Origin of the sequence: Mycobacterium sp., from assembly GCF_035314665.1 — a bacterium.
Classification (GTDB): domain Bacteria; phylum Actinomycetota; class Actinomycetes; order Mycobacteriales; family Mycobacteriaceae; genus Mycobacterium.
This window is the reverse complement of sequence record NZ_DATFZD010000369.1, coordinates 49,024-60,541: the sequence shown is the minus strand read 5'-3', so window position 1 is coordinate 60,541 and position 11,518 is coordinate 49,024. Positions and strand designations below refer to the sequence as shown.

Here is an 11,518-nt window from a genome sequence, read left to right as displayed (position 1 = left end):
GAGAGGACGACGACCGTGAGTGAGGCAGTGAAGGTCAACCCCGAGCAGAGGATGCTCATCGACGGCAAGCTCGTCGAGGCCGACTCGGGCAAGACGTTCGAGAACGTGAACCCGGCGACGGAGGAGATCCTCGGCTCGGTGGCCGACGGTTCGACGGCCGAGATGCAGCGGGCGATCGACAGCTCCCGGCGCGCCTTCGACGAGACCGACTGGTCGACCAACAAGGAGCTGCGCAAGCGTTGCCTGCTGCAGCTGCACGACGCGATCGAGTCTGAGATCGACGAGCTGCGCGAGGAGCTGATCCTCGAGGTCGGCTCCCCACGGGCCATAACGTTCGGGCCTCAGCTGGATGCCCCGTTGGAGGACGGGCTCAAGTACCCCGCCAGGCTGATCGACGAGTACGCCTGGGAGACCGACCTGGGCGACAAGGTGATCAGCCTGACCGGCACGCTGACCACCCGCAAGGTCTGGCGCGAGCCGGTCGGCGTGGTCGGCGCGATCGTGCCGTGGAACTTCCCGTTCGAGGTGACGATCAACAAGCTCGGCCAGGCCCTGGGCACCGGCAACACCGTCGTGCTCAAGCCGGCGCCGAACACCCCGTTCAACGCGACCCGGCTGGGTCGACTCATTGCCGAAAAGACCGACATCCCAGCCGGTGTCGTGAACGTCGTCACCGCGTCGGATCACTTCGTGGGTGAGGAGCTGACGCTGTCACCCAAGGTCGACCTGATCTCGTTCACCGGCTCGACGGTGGTCGGCAAGCGGATCATGGAAAAGGGCGCCGCGACCATGAAGCGGCTGTTTTTGGAGCTCGGTGGAAAGTCGGCCACCATCGTGCTCGAGGACGCCGACTTCGGGCTGGCTTGTGCGATCGGCATCGCGCCGTGCATGCACGCCGGGCAAGGCTGCGCCAACCCCACCCGGATGCTGCTGCCGCGGTCCCGCTACGAAGAGGGTGTGGCGATCCTCAAGAGCATCTACGAGAACGTGACGTGCGGCGACCCCCAGGATCCCGGAACGCTTTGCGGCCCGCTGATTTCGGAGAGGCAGTTCGAGCGGGTGACCGGCTACATCCAGAAGGGCGTGGACGAGGGCGCCACCGCGCTCGTCGGCGGCCCCGGTGCGGCCACCGGTTTCGACAAGGGATATTACGTGCGGCCAACGCTTTTCACCGATGTTGACAACGCGATGACCATCGCCCAGGAGGAGATCTTCGGTCCTGTGCTGGCGGTCATCCCGTTCGACGACGAGGAAGACGCGATCCGGATCGCCAACGACAGCGTGTACGGACTCGCCGGCAACGTGATGTCGGGCTCCCTGGAGCATTCGCTGGCGGTGGCCCGCCGGATCAAAGCCGGCTTCATGGGCGTCAACGGTGGCGCGCCGTACGGCGCCGACACGCCGTTCGGTGGATACAAGGAGAGCGGTGTGGGCCGGCAGAACGGTATCGCCGGTTTCGACCAGTACACCGAAATCAAATCTGTGGCGTATCCAGCCGTCTAGACAGATTCGACGCAGCGCGCCGGTTGCCCGCAGCTCGTCGCGCCGGCGCTGGGTTACCTTGTTCCCGTGAGCAAGGCCCGCAGGTTAACGATTCAGTATGCGGCCGGGCTCGCATTCGCTCATCTGCTGGCTGTAGGCGATGCCGCGGCGATCGTGATTCCGCTGCACGACCGAACAGTCAGTGCGGCGTACACATACTTCGCCGCAAAGAACATGGTGACTGCGGTGGTGCTCGTTGTTGTGGGAGCTCTCGCCGTCGCCGTGGGTGGTGCCATGAGCCTCGCTCCGGTGCTGGGGTGGTTTGTTCAGGGCCGGCAACCCAATCCGGCTGAACGACGCACGGCGACGGGGCTCGTCAAGAGACAATCGCTGATCTTGGCGGCAACATGGGCCGCAAGTGGCGTGATTTTCCTCGCGCTAAATCTTGACGGCGGTGTGACGCTCGTGGTCGGAACCCTGCTGGCGGTCGTGCTCGGCGGCAGCGCGGCAGCAGGGCTAAGCCTTCTGCTCACCCAGCGCACTCTTCGGCCAATATTCGTCGCCGCCACCCAAGGCTCTGAAGGCGTTGTGATAGCACCACGCGTGCTCACTCGACTTGTCGGCATGTGGTTATTGGGCTGTGGGCTGCCCTGCGGGGTGATCGTCACTCTGATCGTCATTCGTTCGAACGGTTGGATTATTCACAAGACGGCGTCGGTCGAGATGCCGATTCTGGTGGTAACGCTGGCCGCGGTGTTACTGGGGCTTCCAATAATGATCCTGACATCCCGCTCGATTGCGGACCCGGTCCGAGAGGTGGTGGACGCGATGGCACAGGTCCAGCAGGGCCGTATCGACACCTTCGTCGGAGTCTACGAGCGTTCTGAAATCGGGCGTCTGCAAAGCGGATTCAACCGGATGGTTGCCGGGATCGCCGAACGCGACCGGTTACGGGATCTGTTCGGCCGTCACGTCGGAGTAGATGTGGCCCGCCGCGCCATAGAAGAGGGCACATCGCTGTCAGGAGACGTAGGGGAGGCGGCGATCCTCTTCATCGACCTGGTGGATTCGACGAAACTAGCTGCGAGTCACCCACCGCGAGAGGTCGCCGAGGTGCTCAACGACTTCTTCCGCATCGTTGTCAGCGCCGTCGACGAGAGGAACGGCTTCATCAACAAATTTCAGGGAGACGCGGCGCTGGCTGTTTTCGGAGTGCCGCTACCTTCGGGCGAAGCGGCGTCCGAAGCGCTGGCGGCTGCACGCAATCTGCGAAGCCAACTGGGCCGGCTGCCCATGGTCGATTTCGGGATAGGGGTTTCGGCCGGACCAGTCTTCGCCGGAAACATCGGCGCCGAAAACCGTTACGAGTACACCGTGATTGGTGACCCTGTCAATGAAGCTGCGCGGCTCGCCGACTTGGCCAAAACGTCGGACCGACGGATCGTTTGTTCGGCCGCTGTGATAAATCGCGCCGACGCCGCGGAACGCCGGCATTGGGCCGCATGCGGCGAGGCCGTCCTACGGGGCCGCGCCGAACCGACCCACATCTGGGCGCCGTCGGCCGACAGCTGACAGTCGTCCCGCTCGTCCATTCCGGACAACTTGGCGGCAGCTCATGCCGCATGGCTTACAGTTGGCGGGTCGGTCGGGCGTGAACGTCCGAGTGTTGGCGTCACCCGGAGGCATTTGTCGCATGTCCATTCCCCGATACCCGGGCGACATCACCCGCGAGTGGCTCTCGACAGTACTGAGCAGTGACGACACCCCCGTGCCGGTCTCAGACGTGGACGTGGCCGCTATCGGCACCGGGCAGACCGGGGCGACCTATCGGGTGTCGGTCAGCTACGCGGGCGATTCGGGCGGCTTACCGGACACCTTCGTGATCAAACTGCCCGCTCAAGACGACACGGTGCGCGACCGAGTGACGATCGGCTACCGCAGTGAGTGTGCCTTCTACGCCTCCGTCGCCGACCGGGTGCGGGTGCCGACACCGGAATGCTTCTACTGCGAGATCAGCGACGACGCTCTCGACTACGCCCTGCTGCTCGCCGATCAGGCGCCCGCGGCGCAGGGCGACCAGATCGCCGGCTGCGGTGAGCAGCAGGCACGGCTGGCCGTCACGGCGTTGGCCGGACTGCACGGGCCCAGCTGGTGCGATCCGCTGTGGCTGGATTTCCCGGGGATCGCCTTCACCCGGCCCGACGAAGCGTCGGCCAAAGGACTAGGCGATGTCGCGCGGATGAGTCTGGAGATCACCCTGGACAAGCTCGGGGACCGCATGACCGCTGCCGACCGCGATACCTTCACCGCCGCAATGGATTTGGTGGCGCCATGGCTGCTTGCCGAGCGGGATCGATTCGCCTTGCTGCATGGCGACTACCGCCTCGACAACATGCTTTTCTATCCCGACGCCAGCAGGGTCACGGTGGTGGATTGGCAGACGCTCGGAGTAGGGTTGCCCGCACGCGATTTGGCCTACTTCACCGCCACCAGCGTCAAGCCGGAACTGCGCTCGGCTATCGAGCACAACCTGGTGGATGAGTACCACCGAGCTCTCTGTGGCTACGGCGTAACCGGTTACGATCGCGAAACCTGTTGGCGCGACTACCGGCTCGGCATGCCGCAGGCGCTGCTGATCTCAGCGTTGGGATTCGCGTTCGCCACCGCCACCGACCGCGGAGACGACATGGTGCTCACCATGCTGGCCCGCGGCTGCGAGGCCATCCGTGACCTCGGCACGCTAGACCTCATCCCGTGACGCGAATCAGTATTGCGTTGAGCCCTGGTCGACGGAGATTGCCGAGGCGGTGACGTTTCGGGATTCGTCGCTGGCCAGCCAGCACACCGCGTCGGCAATGTCTTCGGGCTCGGCGACCCAATTCGGCAGAAACGGCGTGAGCACATTCGCCAGTTGCGGGTAGGTTTCGTTCGCCTTGGCCACCGCGTCGACCATGGCGCCGCTTCCCATCGCCGTGAGGACCGGACCAGGGTGCACGCTGTTGACCCGGATCGAATGCCTGCCCAGCTCGGCGGCGAACGCGCGAGCCATCCCGGTCACCGCGTGCTTGCTGGCGGTGTAGTGCACCATGAACGGCTGCATCTTGATGCCGGCTGCGGAGCTGATCAAAATGATGGACCCGCCGCGACCGCCGTCGATGATCTGCTGCGCCCCGGCCATCACGGTATTCCACGTTCCCGTCACGTTGACCTCCATCACGTCCCGAAACGATTCGGGAGTGATCTCGTTCCAGACCTGCGGAGCCGAGATGCCGGCGTTGGCGACGATGATGTCCAGCCGTCCGAGCTTCGCCACACCGTCGTCCACCGCTTCACGCAGCCCGTCGAAGTCGCGAATATCCATCACCGAAGCAACAATTCGACGTTCGGCGGCTTCGACAAGCCGAGCGGTTTCGGCGAGGTCCTCTGGGGTTGCCGAGTCGTAGGGCACACAGGACGGAAGCTTGCCCGCGATGTCGACGGCGATGATGTCGGCGCCCTCGCGAGCCATCCGGACGGCGTGCGCGCGGCCCTGGCCTCGCGCCGCTCCGGTGATGAATGCCACCTTGCCCGTTAGCCGGCCGCTCATGCACGCTCCATATCGTAAACGTCACTGTAACGCACACGATATTACGTCACTGCTTGCGCTGCGCCGCCTTGACCAGGTTCGACCCGATGATCAGCCGCTGTATCTCGCTGGTGCCCTCGTAGAGCCGCAACAGCCGGACGTCGCGGTAGATGCGTTCCACCGGCACTTCGCGCATGTATCCACTGCCGCCGTGAATTTGGACGGCGAGATCGGCGACCTTGCCGGCCATTTCGGTGCAGAACACCTTCGCCGCCGACGGCGCGATTCGCCGGTCCTGGTCGGTGAGCCACAGCCGCGCGGCATCACGGACGAGGGCGCGACCGGCCATCACCCCGGTCTGCTGGTCGGCGAGCATCGCCTGCACGAGTTGAAAGTTCCCGATCGGCGTGCCGCCCTGCGTGGCGGTCGCCGCGTACGTCACGGATTCGTCCAGTGCTCGCTGAGCCGTTCCGACAGCTAACGCGGCAATGTGGATCCGGCCCCGTGCCAACGAGGTCATCGCGGCCCGATAGCCGATGTCCTCACTGCCGCCGACCAGCGCCCCGGCCGGGACGCGCACATCGGTGAACCGCACGTCGGCGGTCCAGGCGCCTTCCTGTCCCATCTTGGCGTCCTTGGTCCCGACCTCGACGCCAGGCGCATCGGCGGGAACCAGGAAAACGGCGATGCCCGGTCCGGCGTCGTCGGCGGGACGGGTCCGCGCGAAGACCACAAACAGATCCGCAACCGGTGCGTTGGTGATGAACCGCTTCTCACCGGAAATCACCCAATCGACATCGTCACGAATAGCCTTGGTGCGCAACCCCGCCGGGTTCGATCCCGCCCCGGGCTCGGTCAGCGCGAACGAGGCGACCTTTCCGGACGCCAACGCCTCCAGCCAGGTGGCCTTCTGCTCTTCGGTGCCGAACCCGACTAGCACTTGACCGGCGATGCCGTTGTTGGTGCCGAACATGGAACGAAGCGCCAGCGAGGTGTACCCGAGCTCCATCGCCAACTCGACGTCTTGGGTGATGTCGAGTCCGAGTCCGCCCCACTCCTGGGGGATGGCGTACCCGAACAAGCCCATGTCTTTGGCCTGCTGCCGCAGATCGTCCGGCACCCGGTCGGTGGCCAGGATTTCCTGCTCGCGTGGGACGACGACGGTGCGGACGAACTGCCGGGTCTGCGCGAGTATCTGCTGAAAGTCGTCGTCGTCGACGGCGGCAGGAGACATGAATCGACGCTCCTTCCGGGCAAGGGGATGGCGGCTAACTGGCCGCGATCATATATGAAATATGATGTGCGATGATGTCCCGGGTTCGGGTTGGAGACAGAGGACGGTGATCACGTGTCATTGTTGACCGGTCAGACCGCAGTTATCACTGGCGGCGCTCAAGGACTGGGTTTCGCCATTGCGCAGCGGTTCGTTGCCGAGGGCGCACGGGTGGTACTCGGCGACGTGAATCTCGAGGCCACCGAGTCGGCCGCGACACAGCTTGGCAGCGGTGGCGTCGCCGCGGCGGTGCGCTGCGATGTGACGTCCGGGGTCGACGTCGATGCACTGGTCGCGGCCGCCGTCGACCGGTTCGGCGGGCTAGACATCATGGTCAACAACGCCGGTATCACCCGCGACGCGACGATGCGCAAGATGACCGAAGAGCAGTTCGATCAAGTCATCGCCGTGCATTTAAAGGGGACCTGGAACGGACTGAAGGCGGCCGCGGCGATCATGCGCGAGAACAAGCGCGGGGCGATCGTGAACATGTCGTCGATCTCCGGGAAGGTCGGCATGGTCGGCCAGACCAACTATTCGGCGGCCAAGGCCGGCATCGTCGGTATGACCAAGGCGGCATCGAAGGAACTCGCCCACCTCGGTGTGCGGGTCAACGCGATCCAGCCCGGGCTGATCAGGTCGGCGATGACAGAGGCTATGCCGCAACGGATTTGGGATGCAAAAGTCGCGGAGGTGCCGATGGGGCGAGCCGGCGAGCCCGAAGAAGTCGCCAGCGTCGCGTTGTTCCTGGCCTCCGATCTCTCGTCATACATGACCGGAACCGTCCTCGAGGTGACCGGCGGGAGGCACCTGTGAGCGGGCGCGAAGCCGTGATCTGCGAGCCGGTCCGGACACCGATCGGCCGCTACGGGGGAATGTTCAAGTCGCAGACCGCCGTCGACCTCGGCGTTGCCGCCCTCACCGGGTTGCTCGAACGGACGGGCATCCCACCCGAATCGGTGCAGGATGTCATCCTCGGGCATTGCTACCCGAGCAGCGAGGCGCCGGCGATCGGGCGCGTGGTCGGACTCGATGCCGGCCTACCGGTCACGGTGCCGGGCATGCAGGTTGACCGCCGCTGCGGTTCGGGTCTGCAGGCGGTTATCCAGGCGTGCCTGCAGGTCAGCGCTGGCGACAACGATCTCGTCGTCGCCGGCGGTGCGGAGAGCATGAGCAACGTCGCCTTCTACTCGACCGATATGCGCTGGGGCGGTGCCCGTGGCGGGGTGCGGGTGCACGACGGGCTGGCCCGCGGACGCAGCACCGCCGGCGGCCGGCACTACCCGGTGCCCGGCGGGATGTTGGAGACCGCGGAAAACCTGCGACGGCAGTACAGCATCTCGCGGCAAGAGCAGGACGAACTCGCGGTGGCTTCGCACCAGCGGGCGGTGGCCGCGCAGAAGGACGGCATCCTGGCCGAAGAAATCATTCCGGTTACGGTGCGCAGCCGCCGGAGCGAGGAGCTGATCGGCACCGACGAGCACCCGCGGGCCGACACCACGGTCGAATCGCTGAGCAAACTTAAACCGGTTCTGCTGGAACATGATCCAGAGGCAACGGTGACGGCGGGAAACGCCAGCGGGCAGAATGATGCAGCGTCGATGTGTCTGGTGACGACACCGGAGAAGGCTGACGAACTCGGCCTGACGCCGCTGGTCCGGTTGGTGTCGTGGGGTGTCGCAGCCGTGGCACCCAACGTGATGGGCATCGGCCCGGTACCCGCCACCGCGGTCGCGCTGGCCAAGGCGGGCTTGCAGTTGAGCGACATCGACCTTATCGAGCTCAACGAGGCGTTCGCCGCACAGGCTCTTGCGGTGATGCGGGAGTGGCACTTTGGCGCGGGCGATCGGGAGCGGACGAACGTGCACGGCTCGGGCATATCGCTGGGGCATCCGGTCGGCGCCACCGGCGGTCGGATGCTGGCCACGCTGGCCCGCGAGCTCAATCGGCGGGACGCGCGCTACGGGCTGGAAACCATGTGCATCGGCGGGGGACAAGGCCTGGCTGCGGTCTTCGAAAGGGTCGGGTCGCAATGACCTTGCCGTTGGCCGACCTCACCGTCGTCGAAGTCTCCAGCTTCGTCGCGGCGCCGTTGTGCGGCTTGACGTTGAGCCAACTGGGCGCGGAGGTGATACGCGTCGACCCGATCGGCGGCGCATCCGACGTTCGGCGCTGGCCGCTGGCCGCAAGTGGGACGTCGATTTACTGGACCGGACTGAACAAGGGAAAACGTTCTGCCACCATCGATTTGCGGTCGCCCGAAGGGCAGGAGCTGGTGCAGCGGCTGATCGTGGAGGGCGACGGTGTCGTGGTGACCAACGCCGCGGGCTTGTCTTGGTTGTCATTTGACAAGCTCGCCGCGATGCGCGGCGACGTGATACACGTCCAGCTACTCGGCCGCCATGACGGTTCCACCGGGGTGGACTACACGGTCAACGCGGCGACCGGATTTCCGTTGGTCACTGGGCCGGCGAGCCAGGCCGGTCCGATCAATCACGTGCTGCCGGCCTGGGATGTGTGCTGCGGCCTCTACGCCGCGCTCGCGGTCGTCGCCGCGGTGCGTCGCCGCGATCAGTCCGGAGTCGGCGCCAAAGTCAGCATCGCGCTGGAAGATGTCGCGCTGGCCACCGCGGGTAACTTGGGATGGTTGACCGAGCCGCAGGTGAACGGCACCGAACGTCAACGCCTGGGCAACGCGATCTACGGTCAGTACGGTCAGGATTTCACCAGCCGCGACGGTGCCGCGTTCATGGTTGTCACGCTGACTCGACGACACTTTCAGGATCTCGTCGCGGTATCGGGGACCGACGCGGCTGTCTCAGCGCTGGCCGAGTCGCTCGGCGCCGACTTCAGCGACGAGGGCGAGCGCTACCGATACCGCGACGTGCTCAGCGGTCTGTTCGCGATCTGGTTCGCCGACCACACCGCCGAGGAGATCACCAAGGCGCTGTCTGCCACCAGCGTATTGTTCGAGCGTTACCGGACTTTCGCGCAAGTCGCTGAAGACGAACGGGTTACCGCGAATCCGCTGTTTTCGGCGCTGCACCAAGACGGGCTCGGCGACTATCTCGCCCCGGCGATGCCGACCGTCTTCGACGATGGCTATCTCGCAAGCGAAGCCGCGCCCAGACTCGGCGGCGATACCGCCGACCTGCTCACCGCGCGGCTGGGCTTGAGCACAGCCGACGTCGCGCGACTGACCAGTGCAAAAACGATCGCCTGCTGACTAAGGAGATAGGCGCCGCATGACCAAACTCGCCGAGACGATCGGCCTCACCGAATTCCAAACCGAGATCATCGCCACGGTAAGGCAATTCGTCGAGAAGGAAGTCATTCCCAACGCGCCGGAGCTCGAACGCACCGACACGTATCCGCAAGCCATTGTCGATCAGATGCGGGAGATGGGTCTATTCGGCCTGATGATCCCCCAGGAATACGGCGGCGTGGGTGAGTCGCTGCTGACCTATGCGTTGTGCGTCGAAGAATTGGCCCGCGGCTGGATGAGCATCTCGGGAGTGCTCAATACCCACTTCATCGTCGCCTACATGCTGCGTCAGCATGGCACCGACGCGCAGAAGCAGCGGCTGTTGCCGCGCATGGCAACCGGAGAGGTTCGCGGCGCCTTCTCGATGTCCGAGCCGGAGTTGGGTTCGGACGTCGCCGCGATCCGTACCCGCGCCACACTCAACAACGACGGTAGTTACACCATCAACGGCCAGAAGATGTGGGTGACCAATGGCGGGAGCTCCACTCTGGTGGCGGCGTTGGTTCGCACCGATGAGGGCGCGGAATCACCGCACCGGAATCTGACCGCGTTCCTCATCGAGAAGCCAACCGGATTCGGCGAGGTGGCATCCGGTCTGCTCATCCCGGGCAAGATCGACAAGCTGGGCTACAAGGGCATTGACACCACGGAGCTCATCTTTGACGGATACGTCGCCGGCGCCGACGACGTCCTGGGTGGCACCCCCGGGCAGGGTTTCTATCAGATGATGGACGGTATCGAGGTCGGACGGGTCAACGTCTCGGCCAGAGCCGTCGGGGTGGCGGTGCGTGCGTTCGAGCTCGCCGTGCGCTACGCCCAGCAGCGCCATACCTTCGGCAGGCCGATCGCCGAACACCAGGCAATCGCATTCCAAATCGCGGAAATGGCAACCAAAGTCGAGGCTGCGCACCTGATGATGGTCAACGCGGCACGACTGAAGGATTCCGGCGAGCGTAACGACGTCGCCGCGGGCATGGCCAAGTATCTCGCCAGCGAATTCTGCTCGGAGGTCACCCAGCAGAGCTTCCGCATCCACGGTGGGTACGGGTATTCCAAGGAGTACGAAATCGAGCGGCTGATGCGCGACGCCCCGTTTCTACTCATCGGCGAGGGGACGAGCGAGATACAGAAATCCATCATCAGCAAGCGGCTGCTCGCCGAGTATCGGATTTGACCGTGAGCGTCCCGGATTTCGCCGCGCGGCCGCAGCTCTCGGAAGACGTTGCGCGCTATGTCCGCAAGCGGATCTTCGACGGCACTTACTCGGCGGGTGAATACGTCCGCCTGGACCAGTTGGCCGCGGAGTTAGGGATCAGCGTCACGCCGGTGCGGGAGGCGTTGTTCGAGCTCCGTGCCGAAGGGCTGCTTGCTCAGCAGCCGCGCCGCGGGTTCGTGGTGCTGCCGGTGACCGGACGGGACCTGACTGACGTGGCCAATGTCCAGGCACACGTCGGCGGCGAGCTCGCCGCGCGGGCGGCGGTCAACATTGACGACGACCAGCTGCGCGAGCTCAAGCAGATCCAAGCCGAGCTGGAGGACGCCTATGCCGGTGGCGACAACGAGCGAACCGTTCGGCTCAACCACGAGTTTCACCGGGCCATCAACGTCGCCGCCGATTCGCCCAAGCTCGCTCAGTTGATGTCGCAGATCACCCGTTACGCACCGGAATCCGTGTTTCCCACCATCGCCGGCTGGCCACACCAGTCGATACGAGACCATCGCCGGGTGTTGGCGGCGTTGGCCAAACACGACAGTGAGCTTGCCCGCAAAGCCATGTCGGAGCACCTGGCCGCCGGAGCGGCTCCACTGATCGACCACCTCGTCGAGCATGGTGTGGTGGACTCGGGTTGACCATGCCTCCTCTCGCTGTCGTCTGAAGGTAGATGGTAGTACGAACTAATATAGTTGGCAATACGAAGTATCCAAGGTATTA

10 protein-coding genes are annotated in these 11,518 nt (G+C 64.8%); 8 read left to right on the top strand and 2 right to left on the bottom strand.

Translation table 11 applies throughout. The features are described 5' to 3' along the window. Window positions 1-51 precede the first annotated feature (51 nt). The 3 genes from VKI00_RS26010 (at window position 52) to VKI00_RS26000 (ending at window position 4,240) form a co-directional block, all read left to right on the top strand. Window positions 52-1,503: an aldehyde dehydrogenase family protein gene (locus VKI00_RS26010; protein WP_324443376.1), complete on the top strand. Its 1,452-nt coding sequence runs from the start codon at window positions 52-54 to the stop codon at window positions 1,501-1,503. A 66-nt stretch (window positions 1,504-1,569) separates the two neighbouring features. After that, window positions 1,570-3,054, top strand: a complete 1,485-nt coding sequence (locus tag VKI00_RS26005) for an adenylate/guanylate cyclase domain-containing protein (RefSeq protein WP_324443371.1) — start codon at window positions 1,570-1,572, stop codon at window positions 3,052-3,054. A gap of 121 nt (window positions 3,055-3,175) precedes the next feature. Continuing rightward, window positions 3,176-4,240 carry a phosphotransferase family protein gene (locus VKI00_RS26000; protein WP_324443370.1) on the top strand — a complete coding sequence of 355 codons (1,065 nt, stop codon included), beginning with the start codon at window positions 3,176-3,178 and terminating at the stop codon, window positions 4,238-4,240. A 6-nt stretch (window positions 4,241-4,246) separates the two neighbouring features. On the opposite strand, the gene VKI00_RS25995 is transcribed toward VKI00_RS26000, so the two are convergent. Together VKI00_RS25995 and VKI00_RS25990 are read right to left on the bottom strand one after the other, a co-directional pair. Next, window positions 4,247-5,068: a mycofactocin-coupled SDR family oxidoreductase gene (locus VKI00_RS25995; protein WP_324443369.1), complete on the bottom strand. Its 822-nt coding sequence runs from the start codon at window positions 5,066-5,068 to the stop codon at window positions 4,247-4,249. 46 nt (window positions 5,069-5,114) lie between these two features. Then, the gene (locus VKI00_RS25990; protein ID WP_324443368.1) at window positions 5,115-6,281 is read right to left on the bottom strand and encodes an acyl-CoA dehydrogenase family protein; all 1,167 of its coding nucleotides are present in this window, start codon (window positions 6,279-6,281) and stop codon (window positions 5,115-5,117) included. Between the two features lie 114 nt (window positions 6,282-6,395). On the opposite strand from VKI00_RS25990, the gene fabG reads away from it, so the two are divergent. Genes fabG through VKI00_RS25965 form a run of 5 tightly spaced genes read left to right on the top strand, consistent with a single transcriptional unit; the run spans window position 6,396 to window position 11,436 of the window. Then, window positions 6,396-7,136 carry a 3-oxoacyl-ACP reductase FabG gene (gene fabG / locus VKI00_RS25985; RefSeq protein ID WP_324443367.1) on the top strand — a complete coding sequence of 247 codons (741 nt, stop codon included), beginning with the start codon at window positions 6,396-6,398 and terminating at the stop codon, window positions 7,134-7,136. Beyond that, a complete protein-coding gene (locus VKI00_RS25980; RefSeq protein ID WP_324443366.1) occupies window positions 7,133-8,356 on the top strand; it encodes an acetyl-CoA C-acetyltransferase in 1,224 nt (407 codons plus the stop codon). Before fabG ends, VKI00_RS25980 begins: the two co-directional genes overlap by 4 nt. After that, window positions 8,353-9,546, top strand: a complete 1,194-nt coding sequence (locus tag VKI00_RS25975) for a CoA transferase (RefSeq protein ID WP_324443365.1) — start codon at window positions 8,353-8,355, stop codon at window positions 9,544-9,546. The genes VKI00_RS25980 and VKI00_RS25975 overlap by 4 nt, the downstream gene beginning before the upstream one ends. A 19-nt stretch (window positions 9,547-9,565) precedes the next feature. Further along, window positions 9,566-10,759, top strand: coding sequence for an acyl-CoA dehydrogenase family protein (locus VKI00_RS25970; protein ID WP_324443364.1), 1,194 nt, complete (start codon window positions 9,566-9,568; stop codon window positions 10,757-10,759). Window positions 10,760-10,761: 2 nt separating this feature from the next. After that, complete coding sequence (locus tag VKI00_RS25965; protein WP_324443363.1) at window positions 10,762-11,436, top strand: GntR family transcriptional regulator; 675 nt, start codon at window positions 10,762-10,764, stop codon at window positions 11,434-11,436. Window positions 11,437-11,518 lie beyond the last annotated feature (82 nt).